The 25,763-nt window shown below is 37.7% G+C and carries 20 protein-coding genes and 1 pseudogene; 12 read left to right on the forward strand and 9 right to left on the reverse strand.

Translation table 11 applies throughout. The annotated features are described in order from the left end of the window. Window positions 1-23 precede the first annotated feature (23 nt). Window positions 24-260: a hypothetical protein gene (locus ICJ84_RS00470; protein WP_188214398.1), complete on the reverse strand. Its 237-nt coding sequence runs from the start codon at window positions 258-260 to the stop codon at window positions 24-26. Window positions 261-313: 53 nt separating this feature from the next. Then, window positions 314-1,333, reverse strand: a complete 1,020-nt coding sequence (locus ICJ84_RS00475) for a S66 peptidase family protein (RefSeq protein WP_188214399.1) — start codon at window positions 1,331-1,333, stop codon at window positions 314-316. A gap of 155 nt (window positions 1,334-1,488) precedes the next feature. Between ICJ84_RS00475 and metG the strand changes: the two genes are divergently transcribed. From metG to ICJ84_RS00505, 6 genes are all read left to right on the forward strand, one after another. After that, the gene (gene metG / locus ICJ84_RS00480; RefSeq protein WP_188214400.1) at window positions 1,489-3,555 is read left to right on the forward strand and encodes a methionine--tRNA ligase; all 2,067 of its coding nucleotides are present in this window, start codon (window positions 1,489-1,491) and stop codon (window positions 3,553-3,555) included. A gap of 151 nt (window positions 3,556-3,706) precedes the next feature. After that, complete coding sequence (locus tag ICJ84_RS00485; RefSeq protein WP_188214401.1) at window positions 3,707-3,877, forward strand: hypothetical protein; 171 nt, start codon at window positions 3,707-3,709, stop codon at window positions 3,875-3,877. A gap of 228 nt (window positions 3,878-4,105) precedes the next feature. Next, complete coding sequence (locus ICJ84_RS00490) at window positions 4,106-4,576, forward strand: lipocalin family protein (RefSeq protein ID WP_188214402.1); 471 nt, start codon at window positions 4,106-4,108, stop codon at window positions 4,574-4,576. Window positions 4,577-4,666: 90 nt separating this feature from the next. Then, complete coding sequence (locus ICJ84_RS00495) at window positions 4,667-5,371, forward strand: OmpA family protein (protein ID WP_188214403.1); 705 nt, start codon at window positions 4,667-4,669, stop codon at window positions 5,369-5,371. 78 nt (window positions 5,372-5,449) lie between these two features. Continuing rightward, window positions 5,450-7,576: a Tex family protein gene (locus tag ICJ84_RS00500; protein WP_188214404.1), complete on the forward strand. Its 2,127-nt coding sequence runs from the start codon at window positions 5,450-5,452 to the stop codon at window positions 7,574-7,576. 96 nt (window positions 7,577-7,672) lie between these two features. Then, window positions 7,673-8,563 (forward strand): DMT family transporter, encoded by an 891-nt coding sequence (locus ICJ84_RS00505; protein ID WP_188214405.1) that lies wholly within the window; start codon window positions 7,673-7,675, stop codon window positions 8,561-8,563. Between the two features lie 62 nt (window positions 8,564-8,625). Here the strand turns inward: ICJ84_RS00505 and ICJ84_RS00510 are convergent, their stop codons facing one another. Continuing rightward, window positions 8,626-9,057: a TerB family tellurite resistance protein gene (locus tag ICJ84_RS00510; protein WP_188214406.1), complete on the reverse strand. Its 432-nt coding sequence runs from the start codon at window positions 9,055-9,057 to the stop codon at window positions 8,626-8,628. A gap of 223 nt (window positions 9,058-9,280) precedes the next feature. Between ICJ84_RS00510 and mfd the strand changes: the two genes are divergently transcribed. Beyond that, on the forward strand, window positions 9,281-12,622 hold the full coding sequence (gene mfd / locus ICJ84_RS00515; protein WP_188214407.1) for a transcription-repair coupling factor: 3,342 nt from the start codon (window positions 9,281-9,283) through the stop codon (window positions 12,620-12,622). Between the two features lie 81 nt (window positions 12,623-12,703). Continuing rightward, entirely contained in the window at window positions 12,704-14,020 is a 1,317-nt protein-coding gene (locus ICJ84_RS00520; RefSeq protein WP_241748651.1) for a TlpA family protein disulfide reductase, read from the forward strand. On the opposite strand, the gene ICJ84_RS00525 is transcribed toward ICJ84_RS00520, so the two are convergent. Then, entirely contained in the window at window positions 14,011-14,370 is a 360-nt protein-coding gene (locus ICJ84_RS00525; protein WP_188214409.1) for a YraN family protein, read from the reverse strand. The genes ICJ84_RS00520 and ICJ84_RS00525 overlap by 10 nt on opposite strands. Window positions 14,371-14,572: 202 nt before the next feature. Between ICJ84_RS00525 and ICJ84_RS00530 the strand changes: the two genes are divergently transcribed. Together ICJ84_RS00530 and feoB (ICJ84_RS16885) are read left to right on the forward strand one after the other, a co-directional pair. Next, a complete protein-coding gene (locus tag ICJ84_RS00530) occupies window positions 14,573-15,595 on the forward strand; it encodes a metal-dependent transcriptional regulator (RefSeq protein ID WP_188214410.1) in 1,023 nt (340 codons plus the stop codon). Between the two features lie 15 nt (window positions 15,596-15,610). Continuing rightward, a pseudogene (gene feoB, locus ICJ84_RS16885) lies at window positions 15,611-17,794 on the forward strand (ferrous iron transport protein B). A 152-nt stretch (window positions 17,795-17,946) separates the two neighbouring features. On the opposite strand, the gene ICJ84_RS00545 reads toward feoB (ICJ84_RS16885), so the two are convergent. Continuing rightward, on the reverse strand, window positions 17,947-20,193 hold the full coding sequence (locus ICJ84_RS00545; protein ID WP_188214413.1) for a TonB-dependent receptor: 2,247 nt from the start codon (window positions 20,191-20,193) through the stop codon (window positions 17,947-17,949). Window positions 20,194-20,296: 103 nt separating this feature from the next. On the opposite strand from ICJ84_RS00545, the gene ICJ84_RS00550 reads away from it, so the two are divergent. Next, complete coding sequence (locus ICJ84_RS00550) at window positions 20,297-20,950, forward strand: metal-dependent transcriptional regulator (protein ID WP_188215405.1); 654 nt, start codon at window positions 20,297-20,299, stop codon at window positions 20,948-20,950. Between the two features lie 11 nt (window positions 20,951-20,961). On the opposite strand, the gene ICJ84_RS00555 is transcribed toward ICJ84_RS00550, so the two are convergent. The 4 genes from ICJ84_RS00555 to ICJ84_RS00570 form a co-directional block, all read right to left on the reverse strand. Continuing rightward, window positions 20,962-21,096: a FeoB-associated Cys-rich membrane protein gene (locus ICJ84_RS00555; protein WP_188214414.1), complete on the reverse strand. Its 135-nt coding sequence runs from the start codon at window positions 21,094-21,096 to the stop codon at window positions 20,962-20,964. Window positions 21,097-21,134: 38 nt separating this feature from the next. Beyond that, window positions 21,135-23,234 carry a ferrous iron transport protein B gene (feoB, locus tag ICJ84_RS00560; protein ID WP_188214415.1) on the reverse strand — a complete coding sequence of 700 codons (2,100 nt, stop codon included), beginning with the start codon at window positions 23,232-23,234 and terminating at the stop codon, window positions 21,135-21,137. Then, a complete protein-coding gene (locus ICJ84_RS00565; RefSeq protein WP_188214416.1) occupies window positions 23,227-23,460 on the reverse strand; it encodes a FeoA family protein in 234 nt (77 codons plus the stop codon). The genes feoB (ICJ84_RS00560) and ICJ84_RS00565 overlap by 8 nt, the downstream gene beginning before the upstream one ends. Before the next feature lie 72 nt (window positions 23,461-23,532). Continuing rightward, a complete protein-coding gene (locus ICJ84_RS00570; protein WP_188215406.1) occupies window positions 23,533-24,207 on the reverse strand; it encodes an SCO family protein in 675 nt (224 codons plus the stop codon). A gap of 163 nt (window positions 24,208-24,370) precedes the next feature. Between ICJ84_RS00570 and rseP the strand changes: the two genes are divergently transcribed. Then, on the forward strand, window positions 24,371-25,717 hold the full coding sequence (gene rseP / locus ICJ84_RS00575; RefSeq protein ID WP_188214417.1) for an RIP metalloprotease RseP: 1,347 nt from the start codon (window positions 24,371-24,373) through the stop codon (window positions 25,715-25,717). The last annotated feature ends 46 nt before the right edge of the window (window positions 25,718-25,763 follow it).

A 25,763-nucleotide genomic window follows, 5' to 3' on the forward strand; every position in this document is an offset into this window, starting at 1 on the left:
AAGACTGGTTTTACGTTGCATATTTAGTAGTCCAGTTTTTGATTTCCGGTATACTCTACAATTTGTCCGTCTTTTTTGAATACTAAAACGACTTTATCGTTGTCATCTAAGTATTTGGCTTTTAATTCCCATCCTGCTTCACTGGCAGAGTCAATCAAACATTGACGCACATCAGGATTATTAAGGTTTAAGTTTAATTCAATAGCTTTAGCGCTTAAGGTCAGCAAAAGCATTCCTGTAAATAGTAGTACTTTTTTCATAGAAAACATTATTAATGTGTTATAAATTGCTTTCTACTAAGGTATTACATGATTTAAGGATTGTTAAATTTTATTGTTGATTGTTGTTTTTTAACGATGAATTCAACATTCTCACCCAGAATAAGCGCCCGATTGTCTTTTTCATGGCCAGCAGGCATGTTAAATGCTATGGGGAAATCACAATCTTTAAGCACATCTAAAATGAGTTGTTCAACAGAAGAACCCCAGGGTGTGGTATTGCGCTTTACTTTGCTCATATCGCCAACCAATACGCCAGCACAGCGGTCAAAATATCCGGCACGTTTTAAACTTTGAAGCATGCGATCAATATGGTATTTGTACTCACCGATTTCTTCAATAAACAGAATTTTGCCTGTCGTATCAATACTGGTTTCAGAGCCCAGCATACTGTACAAAATACTTAAATTACCACCAACAATGGGAGCTGTTACCGACCCTTCCTTATTGTAGTTTGAGCCCGCTAAAGTGTATGATAAGGTCTCGCCAAAAATCACTTTTCTAAAGGTTTCAATCGTTTCAGGAATGGTGGCTTCATCGTCTTGCAGACTCGTACACATCATGGCATGAATGCTTTCAAAACCCTTCACATGCATTAAATTATGTAACGCGGTGATGTCAGAATAACCAATCAGCCATTTTGGATTTTTATTGAATTGGGTAAAATCCAGCTTATCCAGAATTCTTATAGCACCATAGCCGCCTCGGGCACACCAAATAGCACGAATAGTTTTATCGTTCATCGCCCATTGAAAGTCTTCGCATCGTTCTTCATCGGTACCAGCAAAATGATCCGCCTGATTAAATACATGTTTTCCAACAATCGCATGTAAACCCCAGCTGGCTAGCAAGGCTTTAGCTTTTTCTATTTCATCGGTTCTGTTTTTTAAAATACCTGAAGGCGCTACAATGGCAACGGTGTCGCCAGCTTTTAAATATGGTGGTTGTATCAATGTGTTTGTCGTATTTGTTGAAAAGCTTTGAGCTGAAGTGTTCGTTTTTCCGAAGAACAATACAGCAAAAAATAGGAGGCTAAGTATTGAGATTTTTGACATAAGGTAAAAATACATTTTTTTTCTAAATCGCTTCTTAATTGCTTACTTTTGTGCCCTAAATTAAAGTGCTAAGATATATTTAGTCTTCTCGAGCGCAGTCGAGCGGTTTTAAATTTAGGCCTCGACTGCGCTCGACCTGACAATAGTTAAAAGAGATGAACAAACCAAAACGATATACAATTACTTCGGCCTTACCGTATACCAACGGACCAATTCACATTGGACATTTGGCAGGGGTTTATGTGCCAGCCGATATTTATGCGCGCTATTTACGATTAACAGGAAACGATGTGGTTTTTATTGGAGGAAGTGACGAGCACGGCGTGCCGATTACCATAAAAGCTAAAAATGAGGGGGTAACACCACAGGATATTGTAGATAAATACCATGCTATTATTAAGCAGTCTTTCGAGGAGTTTGGTATTTCGTTTGATAATTATTCGCGTACATCGGCACCAATTCATCATGAAACGGCTTCAGAATTCTTTAAAACCCTTTACGATAAAGGGGAGTTTATTGAAGAAACCACCGAGCAATTATACGATGAGAAAGCGAATCAGTTTTTGGCCGATCGTTTTGTGACTGGAACCTGTCCGAAATGTGGGAATGAGGAAGCTTATGGAGACCAATGTGAGAAATGTGGAACCAGTTTAAATGCCACCGATTTAATTAATCCCAAGTCAGCATTAACTGGGAATGTGCCTACATTAAAGCAAACGAAACACTGGTTTTTACCATTAGATAAACACGAAGCGTTCTTAAAAGAGTGGATTTTAGAAGGTCATAAAAAAGACTGGAAACCGAATGTTTACGGACAAGTTAAATCCTGGATTGACGATGGTTTACGTCCGCGTGCCGTAACCCGTGATCTAGATTGGGGAATCCCTGTGCCTGTTGAAGGCGGCGAAGGTAAAGTGCTTTATGTTTGGTTCGATGCGCCAATCGGGTATATCTCATCAACAAAAGAATGGGCGGAACGCGAAGGTAAAGACTGGGAACCTTATTGGAAAGATGAAGACACGAAATTAGTACACTTCATAGGTAAAGATAATATTGTATTCCACTGTATTATTTTTCCAGCCATGCTAAAGGCTGAAGGCAGCTATATCTTACCGGATAATGTGCCGGCAAACGAGTTCCTGAATTTGGAAGGCAATAAATTATCGACCTCTAAAAACTGGGCGGTTTGGTTACCAGAGTATTTAAAGGAATTCCCTGGTCAGCAGGATGTCTTACGTTATGCGTTAACGGCAAATGCACCTGAAACCAAAGACAACGATTTTACCTGGAAAGATTTTCAGGCTAGAAATAATAATGAGTTAGTGGCTATTTTCGGGAATTTTATAAATCGTGTGGTGGTATTAACCAATAAATATTATAATGGGGTAGTGCCGGCTCCGGCAGACTTTACTCAGGTAGATGAAGAAACCTTAGCGGCAGTTAAAGCCTATCCAAATGTTATTGCCAGTTCTGTGGAACGCTACCGTTTTAGAGAAGCCCAACAGGAGTTAATGAATTTAGCACGTTTAGGAAATAAGTACTTAGCCGATGAAGAGCCTTGGAAGGTTGTAAAAGAAGATGAAGCACGTACTCAGACTATCATGTATGTAGCCTTACAGATTGCTTCGGCGTTAGCAACCTTGAGCGAACCATTTTTACCATTTACTTCAGAAAAGCTCAAAAACATTTTAAATGTTACGTCGAGCGGAGTCGAGACGTCTTGGGATGAAGTTTCAGAAAAAGACGAGTTGCTTCCTGTAGGACATCAAATAGGGGCATCAGAATTACTGTTTGTGAAAATTGAAGATGAAACCATACAGTTTCAGTTAGATAAATTGGAAGCGAGTAAAAAAGCTAATGAAGCGGCTAATAAAGCGGTTGAGCCTCAAAAAGAAACCATCACTTTCGATGATTTTACAAAGCTTGATATGCGCGTAGGTACTATTATTGAGGCTGAAAAAATGCCAAAAGCGAAAAAGTTACTGGTGTTAAAAGTTGATACAGGTATCGATACCAGAACCATTGTTTCTGGTATTGCCGAAAGCTTTACACCGGAAGAAGTTGTGGGTAAAAAAGTAACGGTTTTAGTCAATCTGGCGCCAAGAGCCCTACGGGGTGTGGAAAGTCAGGGTATGATTTTAATGACGGAGAATGCTGATGGAAAACTGGTGTTTGTTAATCCGGATGATGCAAACGTTTCAAACGGATTACAAATTAGCTAGAAATGTTCCTCAATCAATATATCGAAAACCACATACGCAAGTATGTGGTTTTTTTTATAGAATAGTTAATTCTGTAATTTTAACATTTCATCTTATTTAGATTTAATAAAAATAAATATATTTGCAGGGTAATTCATTAATTAATAGAGTCTTGGGTAAGAAGAAAAAGGAAAAGACGCTCAAAAAGCTTAAGAAATTAGAAGCTGCAGGCATTGTGCTTCCGGAAAAAGTGAAGACAAGCTGTTGTAAAAAATTTAAAAAGGGCGAGAATAAGCGTTGTAAAAAATGCCCTTGTTTCGATTTACTCAAAAAAGTTGCTTAAAGATTCAGAACAATTTTTTTATTCATACATATTTGAAAAACAGATCATTCTTTTAAAGAGCGATCTGTTTTTTGTTTTAATATGTTACTTAATCCATTTTTTTTGTGTCTAAAGGTGTAGATGTGCCGTTTTATATAGGGTTCTCAGAAGTTATTTTAAGAAAAAGTAATCTATAACCGTCAACCTTTCGTATATTAGTATATGCTATTAATTAATTTAAAAAAATCTATGAAACGCTTAATTTTATTGTTTGTGGCCGCAACCATGATGGCCTGTGGGGGTTCAAAAACCGTTAGAGTATCGAAAAAAGTAATTAAAGGAAACTGGAATTTAAGTACCATTACGTATAGCAAAGCAGGAACTTACGATGTAACATTATTGAACGATGCTGCAAAGTCATGTTTTGAGGGTAGCACCTGGCAATTTATTCCGAATAACAATACCGGTGTGTACACTATTGAGAAGTATGCCTGTGAAGCTGGCGATCGTCATTTTATTTTTACCATTGATGAAGTTGATCCGGCAACCGGACTTTACGACTTTTTATTAAAACCAACCGATGAAAAGGGAAAATCAGAAACCAACAAAGGGTTTAGATTGAGCTTAACATCACTGTCAGACACGCAAATGCAATGGCAGCAAACGGTAATTGTAGATAATCAGCCGTTTACCATTTCTATGAATTTCAATAAATTATAAACGAATAACGGCGAAAGAATTTTCTCTATAAATTCTTTTCGCTTAAGCCGGAAAATATATAACTTTATAGTTAAAATTTAAAAAAGAAATATGAAAGCATTAATAAACCGAATAGGAGTTTTAAGTTTAACAATCGCTTTAGTGGTTTCTGTAACCAGCTGTAAGTCGATTCAGAATGCGAATAATGCGCAAAAAGGAGGTGTTATCGGGGCAACTGGTGGGGCTATTTTAGGTGCGATTATTGGTAATAACGTGGGTAAAGGCGGTAATGGTGAATTAGGAGCTGTTATTGGAGGTGTTGTTGGTGGTGGTGCCGGTGTACTTATCGGAAACAAAATGGATAAGCAGGCACAGCAGATTGAAGAAGAAATTCCAGGAGCACAAGTAGAGCGTGTAGATGATGGTATTGTCGTAACCTTCGATGAAAATAGTGGTGTGTATTTCGATACAAACAAGTACAATGTAAACGCTGCTTCTCAGGAGACTTTAAACAAACTTATTGGAGTGTTTAAAGAGTATCCGGACACGAATCTTTTAGTTGTTGGGCATACCGATAGTACTGGTGATGCAGCTTATAATATGACTTTATCCAAAAATCGTGCTAATGCGGTTACCAGTTATTTAACAAGTCACGGTATTGGATCAAGCCGATTAACAACAAACTGGTTTGGAGAAGAACAACCTATTGCAGATAATAGTACCGTTGAAGGCCGTGCTAAAAACCGACGTGTTAATGTAGCAATCGTTCCAAATGAAAAAATGATTCAGGAGGCGAAAACGCAGGCTGGCGAATAAAAAGAATATAACATTTGTTTAAATCTCGTTTTCAATGTTTCTTTGAAAACGAGATTTTTTTGCATTAAACCCGAAGTAATGACGTCACTAATTCAGTATATCACATCACAAACCCAATTACCGGAATCTTCAGTAAAAAACACAATAGAATTACTTAATGAAGATTGTACCATTCCATTTATATCGCGATACCGAAAAGAACGTACCGGGAATTTAGATGAGGTTCAAATTGGAGACATTGTAAAGTTTAAAGAGCAATTTGAAGCTCTGGAGAAGCGCAAAGCTGCTATTTTAAAAGCTATTGAAGAGCAGGGGAGTTTAACTCCGGAACTTCAAACTAAAATTGAAGGAACTCAGGATTTAACCACGCTTGAAGATTTATATCTGCCGTTTAAGAAAAGCCGAAAAACCAAAGCCGAGAAAGCGAGACAGAACGGACTGGAGCCTTTGGCGAAAATCATCATGAGCCAGAATGCAAATGATGTGGAGTCAATAGCGTTTAAATATGTAAAAGGAGCGGTAGAATCAGTAGATGCTGCTTTAGAAGGCGCACGCCATATTATCGCCGAGTGGATTAATGAACGTACCGATGTTAGAAATAATATTCGATATCAAATGGAACGTTTTGCGATGATTGCAACTAAAGTCGTGAAGGCTAAAGAAGGCGATGAAAATGCTCAGAAATTCAGGGATTATTTCGATTGGGAAGAAAATCTAAGTCGCATACCGTCACATCGCTTATTGGCAATTCTGCGAGCAGAAACAGAAGGTTTTATTAAACTGAAAATTACGATTGACGACGATCGGGCTTTAGCTAAAATAGAAGACCGCATCATACGTTCAAAAAACGCCTGTGTAACACAAATTGAAATGGCCATTGCCGACGCGTACAAACGTTTGTTATTGCCAGCATTGTCTAATGAGGCTTTGCAAATCGCTAAAGAAAAAGCCGATACATCTGCGATAACCGTTTTTGCTAAGAATTTAAAACAATTACTGTTAGGGTCTCCTTTAGGGGAAAAGCGGGTGCTGGCTATAGATCCAGGGTTTAGAACCGGTTGTAAAGTGGTGTGCCTAGATGCGCAAGGAAGTCTATTATATAATGAAACCATTTATCCGCATCCGCCGAAGAGTGATAGTTCAGGGGCTATAAAAAAACTGAGTTCGCTTTGTGAAGCCTATAAAATTGAAGCCATTGCCATTGGTAATGGTACGGCATCTCGAGAAACCGAAGCCTTGGTACGTAAAATTCATTTTAAAAACGATATGCAGGTCTTCGTGGTTAGCGAAGCGGGAGCCAGTATTTATTCGGCATCTAAAATTGCCCGTGATGAATTTCCAAATTACGATGTTACGGTGCGTGGCTCGGTGTCTATCGGGCGTCGTTTACAGGATCCATTAGCCGAACTGGTAAAGATTGAAGCTAAATCGATTGGTGTTGGGCAATATCAACATGATGTAGATCAAACCAAACTGAAAAAGGAATTGGATACCGTTGTGGAAAGTTGTGTGAATGCCGTTGGTGTTAATATCAATACGGCCAGTGTGAGTTTGCTGAGTTATGTTTCGGGAATCGGACCTAAACTGGCGGAGAATATTTTTAATTACCGAAATGAACATGGTATGTTTACATCGCGCACGGCGATTAAAAAAGTCCCGAGATTAGGCGACAAAGCGTTTCAGCAGGCTGCTGGTTTTTTACGCATTAAATCGGCTAAAAATCCGTTGGACGATTCTGCGGTGCATCCTGAAAGTTATACTATTGTGGAACAAATGGCGAAAGATTTAGGTAAAGATGTAACCGCATTGATTGGGAATGAATCTGTTCTAAATGCCATAGATTTAAATAAATATGCCACTAAAACCATTGGATTGCCAACCCTTGAAGATATTATAAAGGAACTTAAAAAGCCTGGATTAGATATTCGTGAGCAGGCTAAAGTGTTTACTTTTAATCAGAATATAAAAACGATTAATGATTTGCAGGTCGGACAACTATTGCCGGGAATCGTTAATAATGTTACTAATTTTGGTGCTTTTGTCGATGTCGGAATTAAAGAAAGTGGACTGATTCACGTGTCAAATTTATCAGATAGTTTCGTAAGTGATGTAAATGCACATGTGAGTTTACATCAACAGGTTATTGTAAAAGTGTTAGAGGTCGATATTCAGCGAAAGCGTATTCAATTGAAACTACATAAGTAAATCTGAAATTTAACATTTATTTGCTGATTTTTGAGCCGATAACATCGGCTTTATTGACTATTTTTGCGCGCTCTTAAAGAGTTGATATTAAATAGAATGAAAAAGGAAAGGTTGGCACTGCTGATTGGGATAATATGTATTTCCATATTCCCGATTTTGGTAAAGTTGAAGTTAACTCCGGGTGTTATTTCGGCCTTCTATCGTATGGCCTTTTCGCTGGTGTTGTTATTGCCTTATGTTTTAATCACCAGACAGTTTAAAATTCCGAAGATAAAAACGGTTTTATTGGCGTTGTTGTGTGGTGTGATTTTTGGCAGTGATGTTGCTGTTTGGAATATCGCTATTCAGGAATCTACGGCAACACAGGCCTCGTTATTAACTAATTTATCACCGGTTTGGGTCGGTATTTTGGCGTTGTGTTTTCTTAAAGATAAACCTAAAGTAAACTTCTGGATTGGTACCGTAATAGCTGTTTTTGGTATGGTGATGCTGGTTGGATTCACGGTATTTCAGAATTTGGATTTCGATTTAGCCTTTAGTTTCGGGGTGTTGTCTGGAGTGTTTTATGCATTTTACATGTTAATTAGTAAAGAGGTGTTGAAAAGCATGAATGTATTAACGTTTATGTCTTTAAGTTTAATGGCCTCATCGGTTTATCTGGCAGGTGTTAGCTATGCTTTAGATGAGCCGTTTTACGGATTTTCAAATGCTGGCTGGTTGGTTTTATTACTTCAGGCAGTACTTTGCCAATTATTAGCATGGATTCTTATTAGCTACGCAACGCAGCATATGCGTGCGACACGCGTTTCGGTAAGCTTACTGGGGCAAGGTATTTTGGCATCGTTTTTAGCTTGGTTGTTTATTGGAGAGGCTATATCGTTTCAAATGGTAATAGGGGGCGTTATTTTGCTGATGGGTATTCGAATTACCTTTTACGATAAACCTGTTTTTGGAAATCTGTTCGTTAAAAAACAGGAAGTATTATAGCATATTTAGATATAAAAAAAGCGAACCCATTAGGTTCGCTTTTTCTGTATTTAGATAAATAATTACTTATTCATATTTTTCATTTCATCCATGAACGTATCGATATCTACACCGTTGCTCACTAAGGTTAAAGCCTTATCGACAATGTATTTTACGTTTTCAGGGTGAAAACCTAGACCTACAGCTATTTTTCTAAGTAATAACTCTTCAAGGTCTCCTTTAATATGATCTACATAAACCATACGAGCTAAGTCGAATAAACGCTCCAGACGTCTTTCGTAATCGTGTGGTGGATTGATAGGATGCGATTTATAATCTTGTAAAATTAAGTTATAATCAGCCTCGCTAATATCTAAGTTTCTTGCTAATCTGTCTAAAAAGGCTCTTTCATCTGTAGAAATGAATCCGTCAGCCATGGCTACGCGAACAATAGCGGCAAAATGGTCTTCATTACGCTTTTTAAACCCACTATCAAATAAATCTGAAAACGACATATGTTTTAATTGTTTTTAACGTGCTGCAAACGTACATATTTTTTGGCAATTTTCTCATAAAAAACAGTTTGAAAATCTGTTTTTTTCATCAATAATTAACCCTGCTAAGCTTATGGTGTTCCTGTCTTATTTTCAACAAGATAATAAGAATCAAAATTATCTCAAAGCATTATAAAAAAAGATTGTAAACTGTATCTTTGTAGCTTTAAAACCCAATACTTAGGTGAGTAAAACAGATATCGCCCAAACCTACGAACAGCTTTTGCAAACGCAAAAACTGCAAATGGCTATTGCCGGTACTCAAAGTAGAATCCATTTAAAGGGACTTGTCGGTTCTGCGTTATCATTTGTCATATCGAATGCGTTTAAAGACAGTGATAAACCCTTTTTAATGGTGTTTAACGATAAGGAGGAAGCGGCATTTCATTTAAATGATTTAGAACAGCTTTGTGGAAAAGACGATGTGCTTTTTTATCCGGGAAGTTACCGCAGACCCTATCAAATAGAAGAAACCGATAACGCCAACGTGCTATTGCGTGCCGAGGTGCTTAATCGCATTAATTCGCGTAAAAAACCGGCGATTATTGTCACCTATCCTGATGCCCTGTTTGAGCAGGTGGTAACCAGGAAGGAGTTAGAGCGTAATACTTTAAAAATTGCAGTCAACGATAAGTTGTCTATCGATTTTGTAAACGAGGTCTTATTCGAGTATCAGTTTAAACGCGTCGATTTTGTTACCGAACCGGGGGAGTTTTCTGTTCGAGGTGGCATTGTGGATGTCTTTTCGTTTTCTAATGACAAGCCGTACCGTATTGAATTTTTTGGGGATGAGGTCGATAGTATCCGAACCTTTGATGTGGAAACTCAGTTGTCGGTCCATCAGATTAAAAAGATAGATATCATTCCTAATGTGGCAAACAAGTTATTGCAGGAAAGCCGACAAAGTTTCTTAAAATACATCGCACAAAAAACAGTGGTGTGTTTAAAAAACACCGATTTGCTTTTGTCGCGAATTGATGATTTTTATGAGAAGGCCGAAGAGGCTTTTAAAACCATATCTTCAGAAATTAAGCACGGGCAACCTAACGAACTGTTTTGTAATTCAAACTTATTGAAGAAGCAGTTACTCGATTTTTCGATAGTAGAATTCGGCAGAACTTCGGTGTTTAATGCTTCAGAGGTTATTGAATATCATACTACGCCACAACCGTCTTTCAATAAACAATTCAATTTGTTGATTGAAGATTTAAATGCCAATCACGAAAAGGGTTATACCAATTACATTGCCTGTGTGAGTGAACAGCAGGCGAAACGTTTTCATGATATTTTCGACGATTCAAATTTAGATGTGAAGCAGTATTCAACCATTATTCTATCCTTACATCAGGGATTTATCGATGCCGATAGTAAAATGGTATGCTATACCGATCATCAAATTTTTGAGCGTTATCATAAATTCAGTGTGAAAAACGGCTATGCGAAGAAGCAGGCGATTACCCTGAAAGAATTAACCAATCTGGATATTGGCGATTACGTCACGCATATCGATCATGGTATTGGGCGTTTTGGCGGATTACAAAAAATAGATGTAGAAGGGAAGCAGCAAGAGGCAATAAAACTGGTATATGGCGAGCGCGATGTGCTGTATTTAAGTATTCACTCCCTGCATAAAATTACCAAGTTTAACGGGAAAGATGGTAAACCGCCTAAGGTTTATAAATTAGGAAGTACTGCCTGGAAAACGCTAAAGGAAAAAACCAAGTCACGGGTTAAACACGTGGCCTTTAATCTGATAAAACTTTACGCGAAGCGTAAAACAGAAAAAGGATTTCAGTACAAGCCGGATAGCTATATGCAGCATGAATTGGAAGCGTCTTTCATTTATGAAGACACACCAGATCAAAGCTCGGCTACGGCCGATATAAAAGCCGATATGGAAAGCGAACGCCCAATGGATCGCTTGGTGTGTGGTGATGTTGGTTTCGGGAAAACCGAGGTTGCTATTCGCGCAGCGTTTAAGGCGGTCGATAATGGTAAGCAGGTGGCCGTATTAGTACCGACTACCATTTTAGCGTATCAGCATTTCAGAACCTTTAGAAAACGATTGAAGGATTTTCCGGTAACGGTAGATTACGTAAATCGTTTTAGAACCGCCAAGGAAAAAAAGGAGACCTTAACGGGTGTGGAAAGTGGTGCGGTCGATATTATTATTGGGACCCACCAGTTAGCGAATAAAACGGTTAAGTTTAAAGATTTAGGCTTGCTGATTGTTGACGAAGAACAGAAGTTTGGTGTTGCGGTAAAAGAGAAGCTGAAGACCATAAAGGATAATGTCGATGTGCTCACCTTAACGGCAACGCCCATACCAAGAACCCTTCAGTTTAGTTTAATGGCAGCTCGTGATTTATCGGTAATTACCACGCCACCACCAAACCGTTACCCTATAGAAAGCCATGTGATTCGTTTTAATGAAGAAACCATTCGCGATGCGGTGAGTTACGAGATTGAACGTGGCGGACAGATTTTCTTTATCCACAATCGTATTGAAAATATTAAGGAAGTGGCAGGTATGATTCAGCGTCTGGTACCCGATGCTAAAGTAGGTGTTGGTCATGGACAAATGGATGGTAAAAAGCTGGAAGAACTGATGCTATCGTTTATGGATGGTGCCTTCGATGTGTTGGTGAGTACCACCATTATTGAAAGCGGACTGGACGTACCGAATGCCAATACCATTTTCATTAATAATGCCAATAATTTCGGATTGAGTGACCTGCACCAGATGCGTGGTCGGGTGGGACGTAGTAATAAAAAAGCCTTCTGTTATTTTATTACACCTGAATATTCGGCGATGACCGATGATGCCAGAAAACGAATCACAGCCCTGGAGCAGTTTACCGAACTGGGTAGCGGGTTCAATATCGCGATGAAAGATTTGGAGATTCGTGGTGCCGGTGATTTGTTGGGAGGAGAACAAAGCGGATTTATCAATGAAATCGGGTTCGATACCTATCAGAAAATCTTAAATGAAGCTATTGAAGAATTGAAGGAAAACGAATTTAAGGACTTGTACCATGAGAATGAAGATGAGAAAGAGTATGTAAAAGACGTAACTATCGATTCCGATTTTGAGTTGCTGTTCCCTGATGATTATGTGAATAATATCGCCGAACGATTAAGTTTATACACACAGTTGAATGGTTTAAAAACAGAGGCTGAATTACAGAAGTTCGAGCGCGAGTTGATCGATCGTTTTGGGGAATTACCAAAGCAGGTTAAAGACTTGATGAATAGTGTACGTATTAAATGGATTGCAACTAAAGTAGGGTTTGAGAAAGTGATTATGAAGCAAGGAAAGTTTATCGGGTATTTCCTTAACGACCAGCAAAGTAGCTTCTATCAAAGTAAAAACTTTACCAAAGTGCTTCAGTTTGTACAAACCCATCCGTCGGCATGTAAAATGAAAGAGAAACAAACACGCAACGGTTTAAGATTATTACTTACTTTTGATAATGTTAAAACAGTAGACCAAGCGTTAAAAGCGATACAGCCACTTATGGCTTAATAATTGATTATAAATAAATTACAAATACCCTGAATTTTGAAAAGGTTTTTATTTCTGATAATTTTAATTTCAAACATAGTAATGGCGCAACACAGCATCAAAGGTGTGTTTTCTCCGCCGGAAGATTATCGTGTGGCGGTGCTGTATAAGGTGACACCAACCATTTCAGAATATATCACCCACGCCGAAGTTAAGAAAGATGGAAAATTCGAAATAAAATTAGATTCTACGGTGGCAAAGGGTATGTATCGCATTGTGTACGCTATTCCGGAAGAAGATTATAATTTCGATGTAATTTATAATAAAAAGGAAGACATCAATCTAACCTTCAATTCTGAAACCGGATTGAAAATTTTGTCATCTTCCGAGAATAAATTAATGGCTTCCTATAGTAATAGCATGTCCATGATTACCCATAGTATCAATAATTTTTATCGTGAAAAAAGTAAGGACACGACCGCTTTAGTTTCTATTTTTAAAACACAGCGCGAAGCTCAGAAAGGCTTTGAAGATTTGGCAAAAAACACCATTGCTTTAGCGTTTATTAAAGCGAATAGGCCTTATATACCAAAGCATTATGAAGATGTTGAGACTTACAGTAAAAATGTAAAAGCACATTATTTCGATTATGTAAATTTCAGTAACAAAACACTTCAAAGTTCGAATTTTTTGAACGAACGTATGGTGAATTATGTTTTTGGTGTAGCTGCCGATTCCATTAACCGTGAAGCGAATTACAAGAAAAATATCAATGTGTTTTATAATGCAATGAAAGAGGCTCCGATTGAAATCAAGCGCACCTTATTGGTCGATTTATGGGAGCAAATGCGTGATTTGAATTATGAAAATACTGCCAATTACATTTCAGATACTTACTTAATCAATATTGCTAAACAATTAAAAGATAAAGATCTGGTTGAAGGCTTAACCTTGTTTAAAAATATATCCTTAGGTAAAGTCGCTCCTGATTTTTCCTATCAACAGGAAAAAAATGGTATAAAGACCACGAAAAAGCTAAGTGAATTAACGGGTGCTAAAAATTATATTCTGGTATTTTGGAATAGTACCTGTGCACATTGCTTAGATGAAATTCCGCAGTTGGAAGCCTTTGTAAAGGATAAGAAGAAAGAAGAAGTCACTGTAATAGCTATTGGATTAGAAGATTCTCCGGAATACTGGAACCGTGTGGTAAAGCGTATACCAGATTTTATCCATGTTTACGGCGCAGGCTATTGGGATAATGAAATAGGAAACAGTTATGGAGTAACCGCAACACCCACATATTTTGTGTTAGATTCAGAAAAGCATATTGTGGCGAAGCCGGAGGATATTGATGCCTTAAAGCTGTATTTCGAAAAACAAAAAAGCAAAGCCAAGAGCAAGGCGTCTCAAAAATGATAAAAGGCATCTTTTAAATGGTCTATATCGTATTTGTTGCCTTGTTTTACAATCGCAATAATATCAAAACGGACTTCAACATCTAAGCTGTTTTCAGTAACGTATTCATCAACTGCTTTTACGAGCTGTTTAATTTGTTTTGGTTTTACAAAATCCTGCGGATTCCCAAAGTCTGTGGTCGATCGAGTTTTGACTTCAACAATAGCCAAAGTATCGTCTTGCTGTGCAATAATATCCACTTCTGCTCTATCAAATCGGTAGTTGCGTTCTACAATAGTATAGCCATTTTTCAAGAGGAAATCGACTGCGAGTTGTTCACCTTTTTTACCTAATTCGTTGTGTTGGGCCATGGTTTGAAATCGTTAAACACCGTTGTTAAATTAACTAATTGTAATGGTATAACCTTCATTTGAAAATATTTATATTTTTAGTCTTGTCTAAAAATATTTTTACCACAATATAAAATGCAGTATATTTGTTGGTGTTTTTTAAGTGTTTTTCTGAAAATAATCATAAAACACAACGACTAAAATTTACACATCAGCTTATAATATGCATACTTATAATCCCATATCGGCACTTCTTGTGTTTTTTAGCATTGGAGCGCTTTTATATTTTTTATTCAGGCCTTCTAAAGGATGGTATTGGATTTTAAAGAATCAATTAACGAGTAACGAAAAGACAATAATAGAAGATGTTCTCAAGCAGCTTTATCATTTTGAAAACTCGAATAACAAGGTTGATATGAAAACCTTGGTGCATATGTTGAGTTTCAGTAATAAAAAAATTGTTGATGCCATTAATATTATGACGGTTAATAATTTAATTTACTTTGAATCCGACATTTTAAAATTAACCGAAAAAGGACGCGAATATGCACTGCGAATTGTTCGGGTTCACAGACTTTGGGAGCGTTATTTGGCCGAGAAAACGGGGTTTCATAAAATAGAATGGCACGATAGAGCCGAGTCTATGGAACACCGGTTAAACCATGATGAGGTTGAGGAATTATCAAGACATTTAGGCCACCCAAAATTCGATCCGCATGGTGATCCTATTCCGACTAAAACGGGTAAAATGGCGCAGGTAAAAGGCGTAGAATTACCGTTGTTACAAGTTGGAGCTATGGGGAGAATCACGCATATTGAAGATGAACCTGAAGTGATTTACAAACAGATTTTAGCTGAAAACATTCATATAGGATCCTTAATCAAAGTGGTCGAAAATAATGTAACACGTATCGTGTTTCTTTCGGAAGGTGAGGAGTTTAAATTAGCTCCGATAGTCGCGGCGAATTTAACCGTGGCACCATTGGAAAAGGAAATTTTGGTTGAAGATAATGTTACGCGTTTATCCAGTTTAACTGAAAATGAAACCGCAAAAATTATTGGAATTTCAAGAGAAAGTCGTGGAGAAAGTCGTAGACGATTGCTTGATCTGGGTTTTGTAAAAGGGGCTCAGGTAAGTATCGATTTAGTCAATCCCTTAGGGGAACCTAATGCGTATTTAATTAAAGGGACATCTATTGCCTTGCGTAACGACCAGGCAGCAAAAATCCTGATTAAAAAAGATTAAATTATGGAAACGAAAATACAAAGTGCCTGCGAAACCTGTGAGCATTTCAACAGGGACGGACTGAAAAAATTGGGTGTTCGTACCGATAATTTCGATTTTGTTGTGGCGCTGGCAGGGAATCCAAATACAGGTAAGAGTACGGTGTTTAATGCGCTTACAGGCTTGCGTCAGCATACCGGAAACTGGCCGGGGAAAACGGTGACAAGGGCAGAAGGAGGTTTTGAATACAATACTAAAAAATATAAACTGGTCGATTTACCGGGAACCTATTCTTTAATGTCGACTTCCGAAGATGAAGAAGCGGCCAGAGATTTCATTCTTTTCGGAAAACCAGATGTTACTGTTATTGTTGTTGATGCTAATCGTTTGGAGCGTAACCTGAATCTTGTACTTCAAATTTTAGAGATTACCGACAAAGCCGTGCTGTGTTTAAACCTTATGGACGAAGCCAAACGTAACGACGTTGAAATTGATGTACGTACCTTATCGCGCGATTTGGGGATCCCAGTCGTGCCGGCTAGCGCAAGATTTAATCGTGGTATTCCTGAACTTATTCAAACCATTAGTGAAATAGCCAGTGGTAAGATGGTGTGTAAACCGCATCGCATAAAAAGTGTCCCTGAAAATATTGAAAAGGCAGTTAAAACTTTAACCGTTGAAATTGAAAAGGAATTCCCGAATATCTCTAACAGTCGTTGGATTGCCTTCCGATTATTAGAGGGCGATAAAAAAATAATTGAAGCGCTGAGAAAAGGTGAATTTGTTTAATTGAAAATTCTAATGAAACAAAATAATATTGATCATATCATCGAATTATCTAACGAGTTGCGTTGGCAAATAGGCGATGAATTTCACGATAACTTAACCGAGAGTATTTATGCCGACGCAGCCGATATTGTTAAAGATACGGTGCGTTCTAAGGATTCTGAAAGAAGATTTAGGTTAGATGCGAAAATCGATAAAATCGTGACCAGTAAACGCTTCGGATTCCCAATCATGTTTTTAATTCTGGGTACCGTATTATGGTTGACAATTCAGGGCGCAAATTACCCATCGTCTCTATTAGCTAATCTCTTACTGGATATCATTCACCCGGCGCTAAAAAGTGGGGCGGCAGGTTTGGGTATGCCTTGGTGGCTTGATGGATTTTTAATTGATGGCGTGTATCTCGCCGTGGCGTGGGTAATAGCCGTTATGCTACCACCTATGGCTATCTTTTTTCCTATGTTCACCTTGTTGGAAGATTTTGGCTATTTGCCGCGTGTAGCGTTCAATTTAGATGCATTGTTTAATAAGTCGGGAGCACATGGTAAACAGGCCTTAACCATGAGTATGGGTTTTGGTTGTAATGCAGCCGGTGTGGTAGCCACTAGGATTATTGACAGTCCAAGAGAGCGACTTATTGCGATTTTAACCAATAATTTCTCATTGTGTAACGGACGTTGGCCAACACAAATTTTAATTGCAACCATTTTTATCGGTGCTGTAGTGCCGAAATCCTTATCCAGTTTTGTGTCATTATTGGCGGTCATTGGAGTAGCGGTACTTGGTATGGTGTTCATGTTTGGGGTTTCATGGGGATTATCAAAAACCGTTTTGAAAGGTGAAGTCTCAACCTTTAATTTGGAATTACCACCCTATAGACCCCCGCGTTTCTGGAAAACCATTTACACCTCCCTGATCGATAGAACCTTAATTGTGTTATGGCGTGCCATCGTGTTTGCTGCCCCGGCAGGAGCCGTAATTTGGTTGATATCAAATATTCACATCGGTAACGAAAGTATTGCAGCCTGGGCGATACATAGTATGGATGGTTTCGGGTTTCTTTTAGGGCTTAACGGTGTAATTTTATTAGCCTATATCGTGGCGATTCCGGCAAATGAAATTGTGATTCCAACTATATTAATGTTAACGGTTTTAGTTACTGGTGTTGGAGTTGGTGAAGGTGCAGGTGTGATGTTTGAATTGGATTCTATTAATGCTACAGCCGACGTGCTAAAAGCAGGAGGGTGGACCTTGTTAACGGCTATAAATCTGATGCTGTTTAGTTTACTTCATAATCCATGTAGTACAACCATTTATACCATTTATAAAGAAACCAACAGTGTTAAATGGACAGTGGTAGCCTCGGTTATGCCGGTAATTTTAGGGTTTATCGTTACCTTTTTAGTGGCGCAACTATGGCGTCTTATGTTTTAAAAGGAATTAATGCCAGATGGAATAGAGTCAAAATCTGAATTTGAATAAATCGATTATTATTTAAGACGTGTCTATATTACCGCAAACACGACATGCTTCTTTTAATGTCAAATGTTAGAAGATATAGAGGTTTATGTTGGGTCCAACTTAAGTTATTTCAAAGTGTATCGTAAACCGAAGAAAAGACGTCTGCCTTGATTGGGTCCATAAACGTATGAAGGATCAAAGGTTAAACCGTAAGGATTTTCAGGGGTAACCATTGCATTGCCATCATTATCGAATGCGACCTGTTCATCAAATGGGTCATGGGCTCTGGCAATAATAAACGGGTTGCCTTTATTTGGTGTCCAGTTCAATAGGTTTTTAATACCGCCGTAAATTTCAAAATGGTTTAAGCCGTCGTAAGTAAACTGAATATTTTGAATACTCCATACAGGTGATTCCGGTAATCTGGGATCTAAGTCGCCTAAAAGGGGTAATGCCATGGGACCATAAATGTTTCCTGTATAATCTAAGCTTAAATTGTATTTGTAAAGTTTGTAGGTTGCAGCCCAGGTTCCGGTAAAACTTTCAGTAAGTATTTGCTGTTCTGTAATCTCGTTTTCAGTTTTAGAAACATCTTGAAATGTAACACCAGCAAGAAGTTTTAAGCCGTTTGAAAACATGGTATCTATGTTTAAGCTTACACCCTTACTTACCGCTTTCCCTTCCAGATTATCATAAATAATTTGATTCGGATTGGTCTCGTAATCCGGTAAAATAATATTCGTAAAGTGGGTATACCATGCCGAGGCATCTAAGCCAATCATAATCCCGCTTTTGGTGTATAGTTTGGTTAAATAATTCAGATTGATATTATACGATCGTTCAGGTTTTAGTGCTTCGGTAATCACTACGTCTCTGGCACCAGTTAAAGCAGCGTGCTCTTCAGTAAATAAATTAACCACTCTAAATCCTGTGCCTGCGTTTAAACGTAGAATATCATTGTTTGAGGGTTTGAATTTATAGGCGATTCGTGGCGTAAATATGTTACCGTGTCGTTTGTCGTAATCGTAACGAGCACCTAATAACATATTGTGTTTTTCATTAAAAGCAATTTCATCTTGTACAAAAAATGAAGGAATAACAATCTCGTCGACTTTGATGGTAGCCGGGGTATTGTCATTGTAAAAATTGTATCGTGCTGCCGCCCCGAATAATAAATTGTGGTTGGTTAAAGATTTATCCCAGGTAAATTGTCCGAACCCGATGCGTTGTGTTGCCAAGTACGGTGTATTTCCGTAAACAGAATTCTGATCGTGATCGGTATAAGAGAATTGAAATAAAATGTTTTCATCGATAGGTAACTGGTATTTTCCTAGTACTTCAAAGCGTTTGGTGTAAATGCTTTCTCCGTAAATGTCATCGCCACCACGGTAACTGGGGTTCCATTCCATTTCCCCGCCCCAGCGGTCTTCATAAAAGAAACGTCCGGCAACAGAAAATAAGCGATTGTTTAATCGGTTGAAGTTCCATTTCTGAAATACAGAAATGCGTTCCTGTAGGGTTAAATCTGTGAAATTATCATGGTTGTTATCTATAGGGTTACTGTAATTGAAGTAATTAATTCCGGTTAAAATATCGGTATTACGCCCTAGTTTAGCTTTAAAGCCTAAATCGGTATTCACTTCTCCCCATCCTGAAACATAACTGTCTGCGAAAACTAAGGGAGCATGCTCAGGAAGTTTGGTGATGATGTTGATTAAACCACCAACAGCTTCACTTCCGTAAAGGGAGGAAGCCGGACCTTTGACGATTTCAATTTGTTCTATTAAAGAATTCGGAATACCCGATAGACCATAAACAGTCGAAAGCCCGCTAACAATCGGCATACCATCAATTAAAACTAAAGTGTACGGACCTTCCAGTCCGTTAATGTGAATGTCACCGGTATTACAGACATTACAGTTAATTTGCGGGCGAACACCATTAACATTCTGTAAAGCTTCAAAAATATTTGGTGTTGGGTTTTTCTTAAGGAAAGCTGAACTGTAAACTTCAACAGGAACGGGGCTTTCTAATCTGGAAACTGCTTTTAATGTTCCCGTAACTACAACTTCGTCAAGCAGGTCCGATTCGTCTAAATGAAAGTTGATTTTAACAGTATCTGTTTTTACTTCAATGGGTTTTGTTTGCGTTTTATATCCTGTAAAAGATGCCGATATGTTATACGTCCCCGTTTCGATATTGTCAATTTTAAAGAAGCCTTGGTCATCAGTAATAGCACCTTTAGAGAGGGCTTTAATAAACACATTAACATAGGGTAGTGGTTCAAGGTTAGAATATACACGGCCACTAATTTGTTGTTGTGCGTTTAAGGAAATAGTAGTTGTTAATAGTAAAAAAATTAGAGGTCTCATTAAATTTGTTTTTGCAAATATAAATATAAATTTAGGTTAGTCTAAAAATAGTTTTAAAATAATGATTAATATATATTTGTAATAATTAAAATTCAGAACCATGATTACGTTAACCGAGGAGAATTATATTAAGTCCATTTATCAATTGGGTAGGTATGGAACATTAACGGTCAGTACCAATAGTATTGCAGAAGCTCTGGAAACGAAAGCCTCTTCGGTAACCGATATGGTTAAGAAGTTAGCCGAAAAAGGTTATGCCAATTACAAACGTTATCAGGGCGTGTCCTTAACTCCTCAAGGCAAGAAAATTGCTGCCGATGTTGTTAGAAAGCACCGTTTATGGGAGGCGTTTTTGGTAGAAAAGCTGAATTTTACCTGGGATGAGGTTCATGATATCGCCGAACAGTTAGAGCATATTAAATCTGAAAAGCTGATTAATGAGTTAGATAAGCTATTAGATTATCCAACGCACGACCCACATGGCGATCCCATTCCGGATAAGAACGGTGATATTAAGAAAACCGATAAAACCTTACTGTTTAATTTAGCTGAAAACACTAAAGGGGTTTGTGTTGGTGTGAAAGATACCTCTTCGTCTTTTTTAAAGTATTTAGATAAACATAAAATTGCCTTAGGCTCTGAAATAACGGTGGTCTCTCGCGAAGATTTTGATGATTCTATGGTCATTGAAATCAATAACTTAAAAATGAGTATTTCTCAAACAGTGGCCAACAATTTATTTGTAAAAGAAGGGTAAGAAACTTGTGTTTAATGACAACCACAGTTGTCCTCACCGCAGGCTTTTTTCGATTTCTTTTTTTTCCAAAAGAATTTTCTAATCAAGTAGAGTAAAGCTAAAGCGACAGCCGAAAAAACGAGAATATTTTGAATAAGGGTGTTCATAAGCAATTAGCCGTTTTATGTTATCGAACCTTTCGCTGTTATTTTAAAAATTGATAAGCGATTAAAGCGACCACATAGGCCAGTCCGCTCATAAATACTAATTGCAATGATGGCCATTTCCAGCTATTGGTTTCCCGCTTAACAATCGCCAGAGTACTCATACATTGCATCGCGAAAGCATAAAATAATAACAGGGATATGCCGGAGGCAAAGTTGAATAGTGGGCCGCCCAAAATAGGGTTCACTTCAGCAGCCATTCGGTTTTTAATCGTGGCTTCGTCATCGCTGCCTACACTGTAAATTGTAGCCAGAGTACCAACAAATACCTCGCGGGCAGCAAAACTACTCACAATGGCGATACCTATTTTCCAGTCGTAACCAAGTGGTCTGATCACCGGCTCGATAGCGCGACCTGTAATGCCAATAAAGGAATGTTCTAATTTAAATGACGCGACATGCTGTTGCAGCTCATCTTCAGATATATCCTGTGATGCATATGCTTTAGTAACAAGCTCTTCCGCTTTATTAAAATTATCTCCCGGACCATAAGAGGCTAAAAACCACAATATTATGGAAATGGCTAAAATAATTTTACCCGCACCAAAAACAAACGATTTTGTTTTTTCTAATACCGTTAGCGTTACGTTTTTAAATAAAGGCAATTTGTAGTTCGGCATTTCAACCACAAAAAACGATTTACTTCGTATTTTTAAAATTTTATTTAAAATATAAGCCGAGCCTACTGCTGCTCCAAATCCTAAAAGGTATAATAGCATAAGGGTTAATGCCTGATATCCTAATCCTAAAAAGCGACCTTCAGGAATGACTAAAGATATAATAATTAAATACACAGGAAGTCTTGCCGAACAGGTAGTAAATGGCGTTACTAAAATGGTAATTAAACGTTCTTTCCAGCTTTCAATATTTCGAGTAGCCATAACTGCAGGAATAGCACAGGCTGTCCCTGATATTAAAGGGACTACACTTTTTCCGCTAAGTCCAAAACGACGCATAACGCGATCCATTAAAAAGACCACACGGCTCATGTATCCGCTTTCTTCTAAAACAGAAATGAATAAGAATAAGAAAGCAATTTGCGGAATGAAAATAACGATACCACCAAGTCCGGGAATAATGCCTTCGGCCAGTAAATTGGTGAACGCACCATCAGGTAATTTATCCTTCACCCATTCGCTAAGAGAAGCAAAAGCGCTATCGATAAAGTCCATGGGTACACTCGACCAGTCGTAAATCGCCTGGAAAATGGTCAGTAAAATGAAAAAGAAAATAAGATAGCCCCAAACTTTATGGGTTAAGATTCGGTCTAGTTTCGTACGTAAGTCTTTAGCTTGAGAGCTGTCTATCGTTTGCCCGACCTTAAGCACGTTATTAATAAACTGATAGCGTTTAATGGTTTCCTTTTGCTGTAAACGTTTCAGGTCGGCCTTACTTTTGGTTTTAAAATCGTTTAAAGCTTCAACTTCGTTTCGGTCAATCTTTCCGAAGTTAACATCTTGTGTAATCACCAGCCATAATTTGTAAAGCAACTGGTTTGGGAAGGCTTTGCGTAGCCTGTTAAAATAGTCAATGTCTACCTCCGATGCATTTAAACAAGGTTCGGCAGAAACGTCTTTGTAATTGGTGATGAGTTGTTTTAACTCGTCAATGCCTTGTTTTTTTCGGGTGCTGACTAAGGCAATTTTTGTTTTTAGTTCTTTTTCTAAATACGGAATATCTAAAGAAATGCCTTTGTATGCCATCCTGTCTGCCATATTAATCACCAGGATGGTCGGGATTTCTAAATCTTTAATTTGAGTAAACAGTAGTAAGTTACGCTTTAAATTTTCAACATCGCTAACTACAACCGCGACATCAGGGAAATCTTTATCATTTTTATTCAGTAGCAATTCAATCACTACATTTTCATCTAACGACGATGCGTTTAAACTGTAAGTTCCGGGTAAATCAATAATATGTGCCTTAACGCCACGTGGCAGTTTGCAAATCCCTTCTTTTTTTTCAACCGTAATACCCGGGTAGTTTCCAACCTTTTGGTTTAATCCTGTAAGGGCATTGAAAACAGAGGTTTTTCCTGTATTGGGGTTTCCTATTAAAGCGACATTAATTTGTTTACTCATCTACTTTCTCAATTAAGATATGATTAGCAGTTTCTTTTCTAATAGCCACATGAGAGCCGTTAATGTTTAAATACATCGGGTCTTGAAAAGGTGCTAATTGAACAAGCTCGACCGTATTACCAGGAAGGCACCCCATTTCTAATAGTTTTAGAGGAATGTGAATGGACGAAACATCGGTGATAGTTGCTTTTTCGCCACGTTTTAGATGTGCTAAAGTATGTTTCAAGCTTATTTAGATTGATTTTAAAGAAGCAAAAGTAATGTAAATATTTAGGCTAAAAAAATTGTAGGCAAAAAACTATTGCTCGTATTCTTGTTTTAAAATTTCGATATCCTGAAGAAGACGATCAATATCTTCCGGATTGGTGCCGTCGTAAAAGCCGCGAATCTGACGTTTTTTGTCAATCAACATAAAGTTTTCGGTATGTATCATATCGAAAGGACCACCATTACCATCTTCTTTAACCGCCAGATAGCTTTTTCGCGCCAGTTTGTAAATTTCTTTCTTATCACCCGTCACCAGATTCCATTTTCGGTCAATAACTCCTTTAGCAACGGCATAACGTTTGAGTTGTTCAACCGAATCAATTTCTGGAGTGACCGTATGCGACAAGAGCATCACGTCGTTGTATGTCATGGTTGCGGATTGAATAGCGGCCATGTTTTTTGTCATAATCGGGCAAATGGTTCCACAAGTGGTAAAAAAGAAATCTGCCACATAAATTTTATCCTTGTAATCGTCCTGAGTAATCGTTTTTCCGTTTTGATTGATTAAGGAAAAATCGGCAATTTTATGGTACTTTTTTTGATATTGAATTGTGGTGTCTACCAGTTCGGTACTTACCATGGCTGGCTGGTAAATAGGGAGAGGTTGGTAAACATTCAGGGTGTTGTAAATAAGCGATATGATGATAATCGAAATGATGGCAAAAACTATAGCAAAAGTTTTGTATCCTTTAAAAAACGATAGCATTTCTGTAAAATTTGATTCATGCAAAAATACATTGAAAAATACAGACATGGTAATGGAATGAGGCTTAATTTCTTGTTAAAAACCAAGCGATTATATAATTGTCTTTTTAAAGTTGGTTTAAAAGCTTACTTTTGGGCGACATTAAAAAATTGAATGAAGTTATATGGAGTTTGTTATTAAAATATCTCAATTCTTACTGAGCCTTTCGTTACTTATTATTTTACACGAGTTAGGGCATTTTATACCAGCAAAAGCATTTAAAACACGAGTAGAGAAGTTCTATTTATTTTTCGATGTAAAGTTTTCATTGCTTAAAAAGAAAATTGGAGAGACTGAATACGGAATAGGGTGGTTACCGCTTGGAGGGTATGTGAAGATTTCCGGAATGATAGATGAAAGTATGGATACCGAACAAATGGCTCAGGAACCACAACCTTGGGAATTCCGTTCTAAACCGGCCTGGCAACGTTTAATCATCATGTTAGGTGGTGTAACCGTAAATTTCCTGTTAGCGATACTAATCTATATTGGAATGAGCTATTTCTATGGCGATATGTTCCTGCCAAATGCGAATATTAAAGACGGACTTTTAATTGAAAGTACTGTAGCCAATAAGGCAGGGTTATTAACCGGAGATAAAATTTTAGCCGTTGATGGCGAAAAAATAGAAACGTATTCTGAAATTCCTGAGAAAGTATTGTTTGGAAAAGCCGTGACTATCGAACGGGATGGGGTGGAATCTGTTGTGACCTTACCGGAAAACTTTTTAGCGCAGCTAATCGATTCTAAAGAAAAATCATTTATAAGTCTTCGTGAACCATTTGTTGTTGTTCAAGTACCAGATACATCATTTAATATAGACAGTGGATTAAAGAAAGGTGATATTATCGTTGGAGTAAACGGTAATAAGACTAGATACGCCGATCAGGTGAAAGGGTATTTAAATCAATTTAAAGGACAAGAAGTAACAGCAACAGTTTTAAGGGAACAGTCGGAAACAAATGTGTTTTTAAAAATTAGTGAAGATGCTAAGTTGGGTCTTGTCTATGCGGGAAGATCGACGCCAGAAACTTTAGAAGCCTTAGGATATTATACCTATGAAACTAAAGAATATGGTTTATTAGAATCTGTTCCAGTTGGGATAACCAAGTTTAAAGAGCGCATTGTATCTTACTGGGATCAGTTGAGTGCGATTTTCACACCAAGTACAGGTGCTTATAAGGGAGTTGGTGGATTTAAAGCCATTTATGATATATTTCCAAGTTTTTGGAGCTGGCAGGTATTTTGGAGTATTACAGCATTTTTATCCATCATGCTTGGGGTGTTGAATTTGTTGCCAATTCCCGCTTTAGATGGGGGCCATGTTATGTTTTTACTATACGAAATTGTTTCTGGAAGAAAACCTGGAGATAAATTTTTAGAGTACGCTCAAATGGTTGGATTCTTCATTCTCATAGCGTTAGTGTTGTTTGCAAACGGGAATGATATCTTTAAAGCAATTTTTAATTAAAATTTTTTTAAAAAATGTTTGCAGATATCAAAAAGGGTCTTATATT

Source organism: Aestuariibaculum suncheonense, from assembly GCF_014596935.1.
In the GTDB taxonomy this organism is placed as follows: domain Bacteria; phylum Bacteroidota; class Bacteroidia; order Flavobacteriales; family Flavobacteriaceae; genus Aestuariibaculum; species Aestuariibaculum suncheonense.